The sequence below is a fragment of the Rhizobium sp. LjRoot30 genome, from assembly GCF_964253915.1.
In the GTDB taxonomy this organism is placed as follows: domain Bacteria; phylum Pseudomonadota; class Alphaproteobacteria; order Rhizobiales; family Rhizobiaceae; genus Metarhizobium.
This window is the reverse complement of record NZ_CAXUSG020000002.1, coordinates 133,282-148,842: the sequence shown is the minus strand read 5'-3', so window position 1 is coordinate 148,842 and position 15,561 is coordinate 133,282. Positions and strand designations below refer to the sequence as shown.

At 62.5% G+C, this 15,561-nt stretch carries 16 protein-coding genes; 6 read left to right on the top strand and 10 right to left on the bottom strand.

Annotated features, from left to right (window positions below):
- Positions 1-41: 41 nt before the first annotated feature.
- Together ACSQ3I_RS04690 and ACSQ3I_RS04685 are read right to left on the bottom strand one after the other, a co-directional pair.
- Positions 42-1,031, bottom strand: a complete 990-nt coding sequence (locus tag ACSQ3I_RS04690) for a tripartite tricarboxylate transporter substrate binding protein (protein ID WP_435996519.1) — start codon at positions 1,029-1,031, stop codon at positions 42-44.
- Between the two features lie 71 nt (positions 1,032-1,102).
- The gene (locus ACSQ3I_RS04685) at positions 1,103-2,140 is read right to left on the bottom strand and encodes a 4-hydroxythreonine-4-phosphate dehydrogenase PdxA (protein WP_435996517.1); all 1,038 of its coding nucleotides are present in this window, start codon (positions 2,138-2,140) and stop codon (positions 1,103-1,105) included.
- Between the two features lie 185 nt (positions 2,141-2,325).
- On the opposite strand from ACSQ3I_RS04685, the gene ACSQ3I_RS04680 reads away from it, so the two are divergent.
- Together ACSQ3I_RS04680 and ACSQ3I_RS04675 are read left to right on the top strand one after the other, a co-directional pair.
- Entirely contained in the window at positions 2,326-3,012 is a 687-nt protein-coding gene (locus ACSQ3I_RS04680) for a GntR family transcriptional regulator (RefSeq protein WP_435996515.1), read from the top strand.
- A gap of 126 nt (positions 3,013-3,138) precedes the next feature.
- Positions 3,139-3,765, top strand: a complete 627-nt coding sequence (locus tag ACSQ3I_RS04675; RefSeq protein WP_435996513.1) for an alpha/beta hydrolase — start codon at positions 3,139-3,141, stop codon at positions 3,763-3,765.
- Here the strand turns inward: ACSQ3I_RS04675 and ACSQ3I_RS04670 are convergent.
- Positions 3,762-4,718, bottom strand: coding sequence for a DMT family transporter (locus ACSQ3I_RS04670; protein WP_435996511.1), 957 nt, complete (start codon positions 4,716-4,718; stop codon positions 3,762-3,764). The two genes, ACSQ3I_RS04675 and ACSQ3I_RS04670, sit on opposite strands and share 4 nt — an antisense overlap.
- A gap of 70 nt (positions 4,719-4,788) precedes the next feature.
- On the opposite strand from ACSQ3I_RS04670, the gene ACSQ3I_RS04665 reads away from it, so the two are divergent.
- Positions 4,789-5,619: a helix-turn-helix domain-containing protein gene (locus tag ACSQ3I_RS04665; protein WP_435996509.1), complete on the top strand. Its 831-nt coding sequence runs from the start codon at positions 4,789-4,791 to the stop codon at positions 5,617-5,619.
- A 14-nt stretch (positions 5,620-5,633) separates the two neighbouring features.
- Here ACSQ3I_RS04665 and ACSQ3I_RS04660 read toward each other — a convergent pair whose 3' ends face one another.
- The 3 genes from ACSQ3I_RS04660 to ACSQ3I_RS04650 all read right to left on the bottom strand — a co-directional run bounded on the left by ACSQ3I_RS04660 (position 5,634) and on the right by ACSQ3I_RS04650 (position 8,507).
- On the bottom strand, positions 5,634-6,905 hold the full coding sequence (locus tag ACSQ3I_RS04660; protein WP_435996508.1) for a CynX/NimT family MFS transporter: 1,272 nt from the start codon (positions 6,903-6,905) through the stop codon (positions 5,634-5,636).
- Entirely contained in the window at positions 6,902-7,579 is a 678-nt protein-coding gene (locus tag ACSQ3I_RS04655; RefSeq protein ID WP_435997542.1) for a FadR/GntR family transcriptional regulator, read from the bottom strand. Before ACSQ3I_RS04655 ends, ACSQ3I_RS04660 begins: the two co-directional genes overlap by 4 nt.
- A gap of 82 nt (positions 7,580-7,661) precedes the next feature.
- The gene (locus ACSQ3I_RS04650; protein ID WP_435996506.1) at positions 7,662-8,507 is read right to left on the bottom strand and encodes an alpha/beta fold hydrolase; all 846 of its coding nucleotides are present in this window, start codon (positions 8,505-8,507) and stop codon (positions 7,662-7,664) included.
- Between the two features lie 130 nt (positions 8,508-8,637).
- On the opposite strand from ACSQ3I_RS04650, the gene ACSQ3I_RS04645 reads away from it, so the two are divergent.
- Positions 8,638-8,838 carry a hypothetical protein gene (locus tag ACSQ3I_RS04645; protein WP_435996504.1) on the top strand — a complete coding sequence of 67 codons (201 nt, stop codon included), beginning with the start codon at positions 8,638-8,640 and terminating at the stop codon, positions 8,836-8,838.
- A gap of 103 nt (positions 8,839-8,941) precedes the next feature.
- Here the strand turns inward: ACSQ3I_RS04645 and ACSQ3I_RS04640 are convergent, their stop codons facing one another.
- The 4 genes from ACSQ3I_RS04640 to ACSQ3I_RS04625 form a co-directional block, all read right to left on the bottom strand.
- Positions 8,942-9,913 carry an ABC transporter permease gene (locus tag ACSQ3I_RS04640; protein WP_435997541.1) on the bottom strand — a complete coding sequence of 324 codons (972 nt, stop codon included), beginning with the start codon at positions 9,911-9,913 and terminating at the stop codon, positions 8,942-8,944.
- Positions 9,914-9,924: 11 nt separating this feature from the next.
- Positions 9,925-10,905, bottom strand: coding sequence for an ABC transporter permease (locus ACSQ3I_RS04635; protein ID WP_435996503.1), 981 nt, complete (start codon positions 10,903-10,905; stop codon positions 9,925-9,927).
- Positions 10,902-12,443, bottom strand: a complete 1,542-nt coding sequence (locus tag ACSQ3I_RS04630) for a sugar ABC transporter ATP-binding protein (RefSeq protein ID WP_435996501.1) — start codon at positions 12,441-12,443, stop codon at positions 10,902-10,904. Before ACSQ3I_RS04630 ends, ACSQ3I_RS04635 begins: the two co-directional genes overlap by 4 nt.
- 69 nt (positions 12,444-12,512) lie before the next feature.
- The gene (locus ACSQ3I_RS04625) at positions 12,513-13,637 is read right to left on the bottom strand and encodes a sugar ABC transporter substrate-binding protein (RefSeq protein WP_435996499.1); all 1,125 of its coding nucleotides are present in this window, start codon (positions 13,635-13,637) and stop codon (positions 12,513-12,515) included.
- A 436-nt stretch (positions 13,638-14,073) separates the two neighbouring features.
- Between ACSQ3I_RS04625 and ACSQ3I_RS04620 the strand changes: the two genes are divergently transcribed.
- A complete protein-coding gene (locus ACSQ3I_RS04620; RefSeq protein WP_435996497.1) occupies positions 14,074-14,283 on the top strand; it encodes a tautomerase family protein in 210 nt (69 codons plus the stop codon).
- Between the two features lie 215 nt (positions 14,284-14,498).
- Entirely contained in the window at positions 14,499-15,554 is a 1,056-nt protein-coding gene (locus ACSQ3I_RS04615) for a LacI family DNA-binding transcriptional regulator (protein WP_435996495.1), read from the top strand.
- The last annotated feature ends 7 nt before the right edge of the window (positions 15,555-15,561 follow it).

The window sequence follows — 15,561 nt, the reverse complement described above, 5'->3', positions numbered from 1 at the left end:
TGTGCGGACGCCCGCAGGCGTCCGCACTGATCTTGGGAAGATCAGTTGGCCAGCCAACCTTCGCGCTTCAGCACGGTGCTCACAGATGCTTCATCGCCCTTGATGAAGGTGGCGAGCTGTTCGCCGCTCATATAAGCGGGAGACTGCGACGTGTCAGCGAGGTATTTCGCCCATTCCGGCGTTTCGGCAACCTTCTTGAGGACATTGGCATAGAACTGCACGACATCAGGCTCGACGCCGGCCGGCAGCCAGACGGTGCGCGGCATGGAGTAGTTGTCGATGGCAATGCCGGCTTCCTTGCAGGTCGGGATATCGGCCCAGCCCATCTCACCGGCAACCTTGGCGTCGCTCTTCAGCTTTTCAGACTTGAAGACGCACAGCGGCTTGACCATGCCGGCCTGCCACTGGCCGAGATTTTCGCTCGGATTGTTGACGTTGGCGGCAATGTGTTCGCCCGCCAGCTGCACGGCCGCTTCGCCGCCGCTCTTGAAGGGAATGTAGCCGAGCTTGGCGCCGGTCGCATCGTTGATCATCGAGGTGAGGATCTGGTCGACATCCTTGGACTGGCTGCCACCCACCTTCAGGTCACCCGATTCCTTCGCCTTCGCAACAAAGTCAGCGGCCGTCTTGAACTCGGACTTGCCGTTGACCCAAAGCACGAACTCGTCGGCGGCGAGCGCCGAAACCGGGATCAGGTCTTCCGACTTGTAGGGAACCTTGGCGCGGATCGGCAGCAGGTAGGCGTTGTTGGTGCCGAAAGCCAGCTTGTGGGCATCGCCCTTGGCGGTAGCGGCATAGACAAAACCTTCCGCACCGCCGGCACTGCCCTTGTTGGTCACGACAACCGGCGCCTTCATCAGCTCATACTTGGCAATGATTGCCTGGATGGTGCGGGCGAAGATATCCGTGCCGCCGCCGGGGCCGGCGGTGACGACGAACTCGACCGGACGGTTCGGCTCGAAAGCAAACGCCGGAGCGGCGATGCCGAGAGCGGCCGCAACCACGCATGCGAAAGATAGGGATTTTTTCATAGTCAACTCCTCCGTTGAGTGTCGCGGCATGGGACCTCCTCCATGCCGCTAGTTTGGAAAACCGCTGAAAATCAGGCGGCAGCAGAAAATGCGGATGCGCGCTTGGCCATGCGGGCCGCAAGCAGGATCGCCTCGCGGCTCGCGCCGACATCGGCAATGCCCTTGCCGGCGATGTCATAGGCCGTGCCATGCGCCGGGGTGCAGAGCGGGAACGGCAGGCCGCCCATCATCGTCACGCCCTTGTCGAAGCCCATCAGCTTCATGGCGATCTGGCCCTGGTCGTGGTACATGGTCAGCACCGCCTGGTAATCTTCCTTCAGCGCCCGCAGGAACACGGTGTCGGCCGGGAACGGACCTTCGACATTGTAGCCCCGCGCCTTCGCCGCAGCCACGGCCGGCTCGATGATGTCGATCTCTTCCATGCCGAAGCTGCCACCGTCGCCGGCGTGCGGATTGATGCCGGCAACCGCGATCTTCGGGTTGTCGTATCCGGCCTTCTTCAGGCAGGCCTGCGCCAGATCCAGTTCATCGAGGATGCCATCGACGGTGATCGCCGAAGCCACTTCCGAAAGCGGAATGTGCGAGGTGACGCGCGCATTCCAGACTTTTTCCAGGACGTTGAACTCACGGACCTTGCCGGTGAAACCCAGCACATCTGCGACGAAACGGATTTCGTCGTCATAACCCGGATAAGCGAACCGCATCGCCTTCTTGTTGAACGGCGTGAAGCAGACGGCCTCAGCGCCGCCGGCATGCGCCAGCTTCAGCGCCTCGCGAAAATTGTGGGTCGCGAAGGTGCCGCCGGCAAGCGTGGCTTCGCCGCGGGTCACATCCACCGGATCGAGATTCTTCAGGTCAACAAAGACATGGCGGTCCTTGCCTGTGGCGCCGAGACCATCCAGGGCCGCGCTTTCCAGGTCGAGCGTCAGGCCGGCTGCACGGGCGCCTTCGTCGAGAACGCGGCGGTCGCCGATGGTGATGATGTGCGCGGCTTCGCGGATTTCATCGAGGGCGAGAATGCGCGCGGTCAGCTCCGGGCTGATGCCAGCCGGGTCGCCCATGGCGAGCGCGATGACGGGACGCGCTTCCGCTGCACCGTTCGTGGTCATGATGATGTTCCTCCACTTCATGCCTGATTTCACCTTCATACGGCATTCAAAATTCTGCATCAAGTCTTTTGTATTCTGTATGCAGCATTTTTTGTTGACGCGCTTTGGCCGTCTTGCGATGCTTTTAGAGACGGCAAGGCGCATGACTCGTCGCGGCAGGGACAAACAGGGTGGAAGAAGAAAAAATGGTTCAGATCAGCACGTTAGACCGCCCGGCCGATGGCGGACCCGGCCCCATCCGCCGCACGGCGCTGCATGACACGCTTGTCAACCACCTGCGCGACATGATCATAGAGGGCAATCTGGAGCCGGGAACGCGGCTGCACGAAGGCCAGTTGGGCGAGCAACTCGGCGTGTCACGCACGCCGTTGCGCGAAGCGATCAAATATCTCGCCAGTGAAGGCCTGGTAGAACTGGTGCCGAGCAGAGGCGCCGTCGTGAAGCGTTTCAGCGCCAAGGATGTGCAGGACATGCTCACCGTGCTGCGCAATCTCGAGGAACTGGCCGGCAAGCTCGCCTGCCAACTGGCCAGCGACGACGAGATCGCCCATATGCGCGCCGTGCACGACGAAATGGTTCGCCGCTACCGCGATGGCGACCGGCTGCAATACTACAAGCTGAACCAGGAGATCCACTCCGGGATCGTCAAGCTCGCCAGGAACGCCACTCTCGCCGATCTGCACCAGATGTTGCAGACGCGGCTGAAGCGGATCCGTTTCATCGGCCATGAAGGCCCGGAAAAATGGGCCGCCGCCGTCGCCGAGCACGAAGAGATGATCGCGGCGCTTGAAGCCCGCGACGAAGCGCGGCTTTCTGAGGTTCTGGGCCGGCATCTCGGCAATGCCTGGGAGCGGGTTCGCGCCGCCATCTGAGATCTCAGCGCTCGTATCCAGAATGATGAACAGTGCGGCCACCGGATGACGTCTGGCGGGCGATTTGTCTTTGCGTTAAGCGGCTTCGACGCCCAGCCGCAGGGCGGACACCGAAAAGGCTCCAGCATGACCGACCCGAAATCCGATAGCCTCGTCATCCTTCTTCATGGGGTCGGCTCCAGCGGTGGTGATATCGCGCCGCTGGCCGATGCGCTGGCAGGCAACCTGCCGCAAACCATCTTCGTGGCGCCGAACGCGCCGGAGAACTCCAGTTTCGGCAATGGCTACCAATGGTTCAGCGTTGTCGGCGTCACCGAGGACAATCGTCCGGCGCGCATCGAAGCGGCCCGTGCCGGTTTCGATGCGGTCGTTTCTGCTATCGTCGAAGAATACGGTTTTGCCGAAAAGCTCGATCGCGTCGCGTTCGTCGGTTTTTCGCAGGGGACGATCATGTCGCTGGATGCCATCGTCAGCGGCCGCTGGCCGGTCGGTGCCGTCGTCGGATTTTCCGGCCGTCTGGCCTCGCCTAAACCGGACAATCCGTCGGTATCGACCGAGGTGCTGCTGATCCACGGCACGGCCGATCCGGTCATCCCGGCAACAGAAACGGAAAAGGCGGCAGCAAGACTTCGCCAGGCCGGATTGACGGTCGAAAGCTTGCTCGAGCCGGGCCTGCCCCACACCATCTCCGGCAAGGGTGCGTCAACCGCCGCCATCTTCCTGGCGACATATTTCGGCGAACGACCGCTTTAATCAGCGCCGCGTTTTGCGGCGATGGGCTGGGCATGCCGCAACCGCCACTGCTGGAGCCAGGGATAGCCGGTAACGATCACGATGCCGGCCAGCACGATCGACGAGCCGAGCACGAATTCTCTCGACAGCGGCTCCCCGAGAAGCAGAACGCCGAGCACGACACCGAACAGGGGTGACATCAAAGACAGCACGCCCAGTTGCGACGCCCGGTATTTCGTCAGCATCCAGAACCAGACCAGGAAGCTGAAGAAGCAGACCACCAGCGACTGGAACGCCAGATTGAGGCCGAGCGACCAGGTCGGCACAACAAGGGTCTGCCCCGAGACGACGGCGGCAACGGTGAGAATCAGTCCGGCCGTCGCCAGCTGATAGAACAGCGTATGCGCTGCCGGGACGGCGCTGAGGCGGGAGCAGCGGATGACGATGGTTGTCGCACCCCAGCCGGCTCCGGCGACCAATGCCATCAGATCACCCAGCAGCATGGAGGAAAGGTCTCCGGATGTGGACGAGCCATTGCCGATGAAAGCGATGGCAATACCGATGGCGGCCAAAGCGATGCCGGCCCACTGCCCGGCGGCCAGCCGCTCCGATGGCAGCTTCCAATGCAGGCCGAGCGCTGCAAAGATTGGCGCCGTATAGAGAAACACCACCACATGCGATGCAGACGTATGCTTGATACTTTCGCCCACCAGCAGGAATTCGAACGCAAAGAGCAGACCGACGAACGCCCCAGTCACGGCAACTCCGCCGGAAAATGCGATTCGTTCGCCGCGAAAGCGCACCAAGGTCCAGACGCAGAGCGCTGCGATCACCGAACGGATGCCGATCTGCAGCACCGGCGCGGCAAGATGGCCGGTCGCCTTCAGGCCGATCTGCTGAACCGACCAGACAAGGCAGATCAGCACCATCAGCGCGATGGCAGTTGCATCCAGGGGTTTTCGGATAGTCGACACGGCATTCACCTGCTTTCGTCACGATGACAGTGCTTTACCATGTGTCAGCCAGAGGATATATATCGACTTCATGACAATCGGTATCGCAACGCTGACAGGCCGGGGCGATGAAGGCGGCAAGGCGCAGCACTTCATCGAGGCGCCGTTTCACGACAAATTGCCCTCGCCGCTGTTCTTCCGGGCAGCGCGGATACCGGCCGACACGACCTATCCGAAGCATCGACACAGCTGGGGCGAACTCGTCTATTCCTTCAGCGGCGTGCTGGAAGTCGCCCTGGCGGATGCTCATTATCTGGTGCCGCCGCAATACGGCGTCTGGCTTCCGCCCGATGTCGAGCACCGGGGCTTGAGCCGACACGAAGCCTACCATTGCTCGCTCTATGTTTCGGCGGAATTCGCCAAGAATCTGCCGGACACGACCTGCGCCCTGGAGATTTCACCGCTGATCCGTTCGATGCTCGATCACCTGCGCCTGACGCAAGCGGCATCTCAGGCATCTGAAGAAAATCAGCGTTTTCTGCAGGTGGTGATCGACTTACTCGGTCAAACGAAGAGGGTCGGCACCTACCTGCCGTGGTCGACGGATCCGCAGCTCGAACCGATCCTGCGCCACCTTGAGAAATCGCCGGGCGACAACCATGCGCTTGCAGAACACGCCCGTATCGTCGGCACCACGGAACGGACGGTGATCCGGCGTTGCCTGCGTGACCTCGGCATGCCCTTTTCCGAATGGAAGCAGCGGCTGCGCGTGGTGAAGGCCATGCCCCTGCTGGAAGCCAATGAAACCGTCGAAGCGATCGCGGCGCAGCTCGGTTACCAAAGCGCCTCCGCCTTCATCGCCATGTTCAAGCGCATGACCGGAACCACGCCGGATGAATACCGCAACAGCGCCTCACCCTGAGGCTGCCCCGGCCCTCACGTCTGGACCGGGACGACCTTTGCCTCGACGTACAGGCGACGGCCGGCAAGCCAGCCGTTGAATGCGGCACCGCAGCCGAGCAGGACGAAAAGCACGGCGCACCAGGCAAAGCTGCCGGTCCAGTCGCGTATCAGGCCGACGACCAGCGGCCCGATTGCTGCAAGCAGGTAGCCGACACATTGCGCCATGCCCGAAAGATGGGAGGCCACATGCGCATCGCGGGATCGCAACACGATGACGGTCATCACCACAGCAATAAGCCCGCCCTGGCCCATGCCCTGCAGGACGGCCCAGAACCAGACGCCCCAGAGCGGCGCAAAGAGCAGGCCGAGCAATCCCACGACCGCGAAGCAGCACAGCACGACGTTGATCAGCCGCTGGTCCTTGCCGCGCACGGCGATGTGGGGGGCGGCAAGGCAGGAGGCCGCCTGCACCATGACGGAGACGGAAACGATGGCGCCGGCCGTTACGCCGTCGAGGCCGCGCTCACGCAGGATGGGCACCAGCCAGCCGAAGACGCAATAGGCCAGCGCCGACTGCAGGCCCATGAACAGCGTCACCTGCCAGGCAAGCGGATCTCGCCACAGGCCAACGACCTGCACGCTGCTCCGCCGCGCCTGCGATCGTCCGCCAATCGCCTGCGGCAACCAGAGCAGGCCGACGACAAAGGCCGGCACGGCCCAGATCGCCAGCGTGCCCTCCAGCGAGCCGCCGAAAAGACGTTCCAGCGGCAACGAAAAACCCGCCGCTCCGGCTGCGCCGGCGCAGAGTGCCATCGTGTAGCAGCCGGTCATCAATGCCGCTCTGTCGGAGAAATCGCGTTTCACGAGGCCGGGAAGCAGGACATTGCCGATGGCAATGCAGGCGCCCGCCAATGCCGTGCCGAGGAACAGCAGGGTCGTTGACGAAAGGCCGCGCATAGCCGTGCCGAGCGCCAGCAGGAACAGCACGCCCAGCAACACGCGTTCGGTTCCGATTCGTTGTGCCAACTTTGCCGCGAAGGGAGAAAATGCGCCGAGACAGATGACCGGCAAGGTCGTCAGCGCCGTCGCCCCCAAAGGCGAGAGACCATAACCGGTGCGGATTTCCGGCAGCAAGGCGGACGCGCTGGAGAAGACCGGACGCAGGTTGAAGGCAATCAGCACCAGGCTCACGCCCAACAGGATGCGCCCCAGGGACGAATGCCCGGCAGCCGGCGGTGGAACGGCAACACGTTCGGCTTCAGCGGCTATCGGCCGAACCGGCTTTTCTTCGATCTGCAAGCTCATGACATCAGCAACCTGTCCAAAGCCGCCAGCACCGGCGCCATGAAACGGCGCACAGCGGCATCCGCCTTTTCCGGCTCGCCGCTTTCAATGGCATCGACGATATCGACATGCGCCTGCCGGTCCGGTTCCGGAATGTCGTCACCCAGGGTGGATTCGATGGTCTCGGCAATCGAATGCGAGAAGAACTCATAGATCTCGATCATCGCCCGGTTTTCCGACGCGGCGATGATCGCCTTGTGAAACGCAAGATCCCGCTCGATGAACACGGCGCGATTGCCACCATCATAGTCGCCCCGCCGCTCCAGCAACGCCCGAAGTTCGGCAACAACCGCCGGCGTGTGACGCAACGCCGCCAGGCGCGCCGCCTCCACATCGAGCGCGCAGCGCGCCTCGAACTGGTCGCGCAGGCCGGCGCGGCGGGCCATGGTGATCGGCCGCACGACATCCGAGGTGGAAATCACATAGGTTCCCGAACCCTGCCGCGTCTCCAGATAGCCTTGGGAGGCAAGGACGCGCACGGCCTCACGGATCGTGCCGCGGCTGACCGACAGCATGGCGCTCAGCGCCGTTTCGTTCGGAAGTTTCTCGCCGAGATTCCATCGTTTGGACAGGATTTCCGCGCGGATCGCTTTGACCGCCGTATCTGCCAGATTTGTTCTACCGATCGGGTGCATGAGCTCAGTCATAAAGTCATCAGATGACTTGATGAATATAGGCCAGCATCGCTAAATGCAAGCCGATTTCGTGCTGCCGCAATCAACCCGAAGGAAGGGTGATCTCAAGGAACCGCGCGATCACCGTCGACAATACTTCCTCGCACTCGCGATGCGGGACATGACCGGTCCCGGCCAGGATATGAACAGTGCCCCGGTTTTCAGCGATGCGATGGGCATGCGCCGGCGAACCGTATTCGTCCTCGTCTCCGTGAATAGCCAGCACCGGGCAGCGGACACGGCCCAGGGCATCGTCCAGTGTCCAGCCGGCAAAGGCCGGAGAAAGCCATGTGCCGATCCATGCATCGGCAACCCAGGGCGCCTTGTCGCCGTGGTATTTCGCCAGCCGCTCCATGTTCGCGGGATCTTCGAACTCCCGTTGCGCTACCCGAATGCCCTCCAGGGTCTTCGGTTCGACGAAGGCCTGCGCGGCAATGGTGATGGTGGCGCGGCACGTATCAGGGAAAGCGGCCGACGTCTCGATCGCCATGCTGCCGCCGACACTGTGGCCGCAGGCGACAAAGTCGCCGAAGCCGAATGTCGCGGCCAGACGCGGCAGGACCGCCCTTCCTTCCCGTGCAATGAAGTCGAATTCCAGTTTGCCGGGATGCGGATCGGAACGACCGAATCCCAGGCGGTCATAGGCAATCACCCGCCGTCCGGTGACGGTCGCAAGCCGTGCGGGAAAGCTGCGCCACAGGGCGACACTGCCGAGGGAATCATGAAACAGCACGATCGGCGCACCGTCCGCACCGTCGTCTTGCGGTGTCCAGGCTGCGGAAAACAGCCGCCCGGCTTCGGTTTCAATCCATCGGGTTTCTTCTGAACACATGGAGGCGGCGACAGAAATGACAAAATCTCCTTGCGCTGAATGCCCCTTCCGGCGCAAAAGCGCCGCGGCAACGGGGCGAAGCGGTCCGCGTCGCTAACAGGTTTCCCCTATCTTCGCCATAGTGGGATGGCACATTCATCCGGGGTTCATGTGCATGAGCGCCTGATACCCACCGGAGGTATAGGATATGACCACCATTCAGTTTTCGGATCGCAGGATGCCGCTGCGAGAGGAAGAGATCGAAGTCTGCGAACGCGTTTTCCGGCAACTCTGCCGGCGCCAGCCGCCGATGAGCGAGACGGAACGCGAGGCTCTCGCCTCCTCGATCATCTATTATTACCAGACAGGTGTCCGCAACGAGGGCAGCCTTGCAAGGCTGCTTGCGTAGTGCAATTGAGAGCAAAGTTGCCTAGCGGCTTTGTGTCCGGAATTGCGTGACACCAGACATATGAGGCGCTTCCTGCCGAAGCGCCTTGTCGTCAAGGTAAGACTCAACGGCTCGCCGGCGCGCGGCCGTAGAGGAGGAGCATGAGGACGATCACCAGGCCGTAGATGATCTGACGGCCGGCTTCGGGCATCTGCATGACCGAGAGGATCGACTGCAGCAGCGTGATGAGAATGACGCCCGCGACCGTTCCGAGATAGGAGCCTCGCCCGCCGAGGATCGAGGTCCCGCCCAAAACCACGGCGGCAATCGCCGGCAGCAGGTAGGCGTCACCCATCGACTGCGCCGCCTTGGAAGCGTAGCCCGCAAGCAGCGCGCCACCGAATGCCGACAGCCCACCCGAGACGGCAAAGGCGATCATGACGATGCGGCGTGTGTTGATGCCGGAGAGATAGGCGGCGCGTTCGCGGTTGCCGATGCCGTAGACGGCGCGGCCAAAGCCGGTTCGCCCCAGCACGAAGACCGTCGCCGCACCAATCAACGCCCAGATGAGCACGACGTTCGGAATACCCGGGATCAGCGCGCCGGTGGCAAGATAACGCATCGCATCCGTGGCGGAATCCTGCGGCGAGAAGCCACCGGTGTAAACCACCATCACGCCTTGCGCGACAGCATTGGTGGCCAGCGTCACGATCATCGAGGGGATGCGCAGATAAGCAACCCCTATGCCGTTGATGAGGCCGATGGCAACGCCGCAAAGAATGCCGAAGGGAATGGCGAGTGCCACGCCGAGCGGCCCGTAGGCAGCAGCGGCACAAGCCATCATGGCGCCGGTCGCCACGGCCCAGGGCACGGAAAGATCGATTTGCCCTAGCAGGACGACGAGCATCATGCCGGTGGCGATAACGCCGAGGAAGGATGCCACTTTCAGCTGCTGCAGCAGGTATTCCGGAGACAGGAAGCTGCGGGAATAGAAACTGCCCAGCACGAGAAGCAGGATGATGCAGCCAAAGGCCGTCAGCACCGCCGGATCGAAACGGCGGATGAAACCCGGCTTGCGCTCCGTTGCACGCGTCATCGTTACCTCGCTCACAGGAACCACTCCAGTCTATTGCGCACCCGGAAGAGGGCGAAGGCACCCAGGCTAACTGCGACCAGCAGGATCAACCCCTGGAACAGCGGCTGCCACAGCGGATCGAAATCGAAGACGAACAGCAGGTCGCCGATCGTCCGGAATGCCAGCGCGCCAAAAACCGCGCCGATGGCGCTGCCCTTGCCGCCGAACAGCGATACGCCGCCCAGCACCACCGCGGCGATGGAAAACAGCGTATAGGCGTTGCCGCTCGCATAGGCCGCGTCACCGGTATAGGTAAAGAAGGTGAGGAACAGCCCGCCGATCGCGGCGACGAAACCCGCCAGCGTATAGGCTAGGAACTTGCCGCGCCGGATCGGCATGCCGGACATATAGGCTGCGGTTTCCGACGAGCCGGCAGCGTAGGCGGCGCGACCGTAGACCGATCGGCTGAACGGCACCCAGAAGAGGAGCACCACCGCCGCAAGCGCAATCAGGCTGGCCGGGACTGTGCCGAAAATCCGACCCGTCAATGCATCGGCAAGCCCCTCGTTGACCGATCCGCCGGGGAACGGCCGCAGCAGCAGGGCTATACCGAAATAGACCGCGCCCGTGGCGATCGTCGCCACGATGGGCTGCAGGCGACCGTAGATGACAATGGCGCCGTTGATCGCGCCGCACAGGGCGCCGACCGCCAGCACGACAATCACCCCGAACGCCGTTTCCAAAGGCGTGCCGACCACCAGCCAGGAGGCCAGGCAATTGGTCAGCAGGAAGATCATGCCGATCGACAGATCGATGCCGGCAGTGATCACCACCAGTGTCTGGGCAATGGCGACGAAGGCCAGAAGCACGCCTTTGTTCGACGCGGTCTGCACGACATTGGCCGTGAACCCCGCCGGATGATTTGCGGTGTAAATAATGAACATCACCACGAAGATGAAAAGCGCCGTCAGGGTACCCCGGTGCTCGGCAAGCCGATACTGCCAGTCTTTCATTGTGCCGCTCCCTGCTGGATGGTCTCGCTGGAGCCGATGTTAAGCGCGCTGGCGATCAAGGCATGTTCGGTGATGTCGGCGCCGGCCAGCTCCCGCTTCACCGCCCCGTCGTAAAGCACGAGCACGCGGTCGCAACAGCCGATCAGTTCGGCATAATCGGTCGAATAGAACAGGATCGCCGCTCCCTCATCCGCCAGCCGGCGCAAGAGCTGGTAGATCTCCTGCTTCGTGCCGACGTCGATACCGCGTGTCGGATCGTTGAGGAGGATGATGCGCGGCTGGCGCATCAGCCACTTGGCGATGACGACCTTCTGCTGGTTGCCGCCGGAAAGCGCGCCAACCGGCGCATCGAGGCTTCCCGCCTTGATGGCGAGCAGCGTCATCATCCGGTCGATGAAATCGTCTTCCCTGGCGCTATCGATGATGCCGCCGCGGGTCAGGCGGTCGAGGGCGGCGAAAGAGAGGTTGTCGCGCACCGTCATCGGCAGCATGAGGCCCTCGGTCTTGCGGTCCTCGGGAATGAGCGCCATGCCGATGCCCTCATCGCGCGCCTGCGCCGGGCTGCCGATATCGACCGGCTTGCCATCGACAAGCACCGTACCGCGCAGCCCGCGTAAGACACCGAACAGCGCCAGCAGCAGATCGCGCTGCCCCTGCCCGTCCAGCCCGCCAAGGCCGACGATCTCGCCGGCATGCAGCGAAAAAGAGATATCGTGAAGCCGGTCCACCCAGGACAGGTCGCGGACTTCGAGCACCGGCGTCGCCTGCGGCCGGTGGTCCGGTTTCGGCGGATAGACGTTGTGATATTCGCGGCCGATCATCATCTCGATGACCTCTTCGTCGCTCTTGGAGCCGGCAGGATAACTCGCGACCTTGCTGCCGTTGCGGAAGACGGTGCAATCATCGGCCAGTTCGGCGATCTCGTTCATGCGGTGTGAAATGTAGAGCAGCGCCAGGCCTTCCGACCGCAGGCGCTTCAGCACCGCAAAGACCTTGGAGACGTCGGCGGCCGTCAGCGCCGATGTCGCTTCGTCGAGAATGAGGATGCGCGGCTTGCGGGCCAGCGCCTTGGCGATCTCGACCATCTGCCGGCGCGACAGCGGCAGGTCCTTGACCAGCGCCAACGGATGGATATCGGCGGCTCCCGCACGCGCCAGCGCCTCTTCCGCCAGACGCCGCTGCGCCTTGCGGTCGATCATGCCGAAGCGGGTCGGCGGGTTGGAGATGATGATGTTGTCGGCAACGCTGAGTTCCGGGATCAGCGACAGTTCCTGGAAGACGCAGACGATGCCGGCATCGTTGGCCGCGGCTGGCGAGGCGAAATCCACCGCGCGACCGTCGAGCATCATCTGACCTTCGTCCGGTGCCACGACGCCCGCCATGATCTTGATCAGCGTCGACTTGCCGGCGCCGTTTTCGCCGAGAATGGCATGGATGGCTCCCGCCCTGATCGACAGGTCGGCTTTTTCAAGCGCCCGGACGCCACCATAACGTTTTGATATGCCTTCCATGCGAAAGAGCGGTGCAGCACTTTCCATTGCGTTCCCCAGGTCCCGTTATACCGAAAGGGGCATCGCGCAGCGACGCGATGCCCGATTTTGCCGGGCCTACTGGTTTTCCTTGGTCTGCCCCATGATTTCCTGCGCCGTGAAGTTGATTCCGCAGGTCGGGAAAGAATTGCCGACGAAGAAGTTGTCGGATTCCGTCGGGAAGTAGTCCTGCCCTTCCTTGAAATCGGGATCGGAGGCAATGGCGAGCGGCAGCTTGACTTCCTGCGGCACGACCTGGCCCTCAAGCGCGGCAATCGCCGTCTTGATCGCCACGGCGACCTGGGCCGGGCCGGAACCCGCCGAGGTGCACTTCAGCCCTTCACCGGCAAACTTGGCGCAGAACTTGCGGAAACCGTTCTCCGTCTCGCCGCCGAACGGCACGAAGGGATGCTTGGCGTCGATCATCGCCTGGACGATGCCGGTATCGCCGCCCTGACCGGTGATGCCGTCGAAGGGACCGCTGGTGGCGATCGCATCCGCCGTCACCTTCTGAGCGACGCCGTCATCCCATTTGCCCATGACTTCGGTAACCTCGAAGGTCTTGCCCGACGCCTGGAATGTCTCGTGCAGGCCGTTGTGGCGGTCGGTATCGACCGACGTGCCGGCGACACCGCGCACCTCAAGGATCTTGCCGCCGTTCGGCAGATGCTTGACCAGCCAGTCGGCCCACAGAACGCCGAGCCCCTTCTGGTCGACGTTGACGTTGATCGCATCCTTGGTGTCGAGGATGTTGTCGAAGGCGACAAGCACGACACCGGCTTCCTTCGCCCGCTTGATGACGGGTGCAAAGGCCGTCGGGTTCTGGGCGTTGACGATGATGGCGTCATAGCCGGAATCGATGAAGTTGTTGATCGCCGAGATCTGTGCCGGAACGTCCTCGCCCGTGGAGACGACCTTGAATTCCTTCAGCTTGGCCGCGACGTCGGACTGCGCCGCATAAGCCTTGGCCGTCTGCACCATCTGGATGCGCCAGGTGTTGGCGATGTAGCCGTTCGCCAGCGCGATGCGATAGGGGCCGTCCTTCTTCGGGAACTTGAAGAATTTCGTTTCCGCCGACCAAGGTGCGAAACATTCCGGCTCGGCAGCCGGACCGGAAACGATCTCGGGTTCGGCATAGGCCGCGGACCCGAGCATCAAAAATGCAGCGGCGGCAACGATACCGCCAGCGAGTGACTTCACCATCGACATTTCCTCCCTTTGTCGCGCTCCATAACCTCTTCCGCCGGCGACAGAACTCCCCCTGTCGAACAGCGCAAACAGCTCCGGCATCGGCACGCTGGATGCCCGGCTCATCCTTGACGGTGCGCTCTGGTCTCCTCCCAAAAACGCAGTTGTCTTTTCTTTGGGTAGCGCTACCATGGAAAATTGTAAAGAGCTTTTGTAGGACTGCAGGGGAGGCAATAGCGATGATTATTAGTGAATTTCGGCATTCAAAGCCTGGATTTTCAAGAAAATCGATCAGTTTCCGTATGATAGCGCTATCGTTTCATCCGAGACGGCAACCGGCCCTCATCCGCGCTTGAGGCAAGAGCCACCGGCGGCAGTTTTCGGAGTTTGCACACAAGCGGTGCGACGTATCGTCGGCAGCGCAAAACACACTTGAGACGGGAGGCTCGAAATGCCATTTGCGCGCATCACCATCGTACGCGAGACACTCGCGGATGATCCTTCTGGCAAAAAAGCTGCAGTCAGCAGCAAGGTCGCGGCGGCCATTGCCGAGGTTGCCGGGCTCCCCGAACGCGAAGTCTCCATCGTCTTCGACGAGGTTGACGCGAGGAACTGGTATCTCGGCAGCACCGATGTCGAGGCCTTGCGCTTTCGCAGCTAGGGCAATTCCGGCAGGCGTGCGCAACGGTTTTGCGTCCGGAATTACGTGGAAACAATAGGGTAGAGCGTTTTCGCGTTTCGGAGAAGAGCGGAAATGCTCTAGAGCAATTCCGGCAAAAGTGCTGAGCGGTTGGCGTTCGGAATTGTATAAAAACAATAGGATGGAGCATTTGCGATGTGCGGATCACATCGCAGATGCTCTCGCGGGGAGCCAGCGTGGGCGACGAGATCGTTTCCAAGAACCAGAACCGCAAGGTGAGCCGACGCAGTAGCGGCCGCCCCACCATCGCCGATGTCGCAAAGCTTGCCGGCGTCGCCGCGATCACGGTGTCGCGAGCACTGCGCGATCCGTCGCTGGTCTCGGCGGAATTGCGCGCCCAGATCGATACGGCGGTCGTGCAGCTTGGTTATGCGCCCGATCCCAACGCTCGGGCGCTCGCCTCGTCGCGGGCTGACGTCATCGGCGTGCTCGTGCCGTCGCTGACCAACATCGTCTTCGCCGACACGGTGCGCGGGATCTATGATGAACTCGGTGAAAGCCCGCTGCAGATCCTGATGGGCAATACCCATTACTCTCCGCGCGAAGAGGAACGCCTCGTCCGCATGTTCCTGGGCCAGCGGCCGTCGGCCCTGATCGTCTCGGGCATCGACCAGACGGAGACGACCCGCAAGCTGCTGGAAACGGCCGGCTGCCCGGTCGTCCAGATCATGGAGTATGGCGAGGATCCGGTCGACATGCTGGTCGGCTTCTCGCATTTCGAAGGCGGCAAGACGGCGACCAACCATCTGCTGGAGGCGGGTTATCGCCGCATCGGCTTCATCGGCGCCCGCATGGACCCGCGCTCGCAGCGCCGCCTTGCGGGTTACCGCTGGGCGATGGAGGAGGCACAGCTCTTCGATCCCAAGCTGGTGACGACGACCTTGACCCCGTCGAGCATGCCACTGGGCGGCCAGTTGCTGGCGGATGCGCTGGCCAAGGCCCACGATCTCGATGCCGTCTTCTGCAACAATGACGATCTCGCCATGGGCGTGCTGTTCGAGTGCCAGCGGGCGGCGATCGCCGTGCCGCACCGCATGGGCATTTGCGGTTTCAACGACCTCGACATGATGCGCGTCGCCCACCCGCCCCTGACCAGCGTGCGCACGCCCCGCTACGAGATCGGCCGCCGCTCCGTGCAGATGGTCCGGGAGCGCCTGGCGGACCGGGCGACCTCTCCACCGATCATTGATCTCGGTTTCGAGCTGCAGATCCGCGAAAGCACGATGCGGTGACGCATTC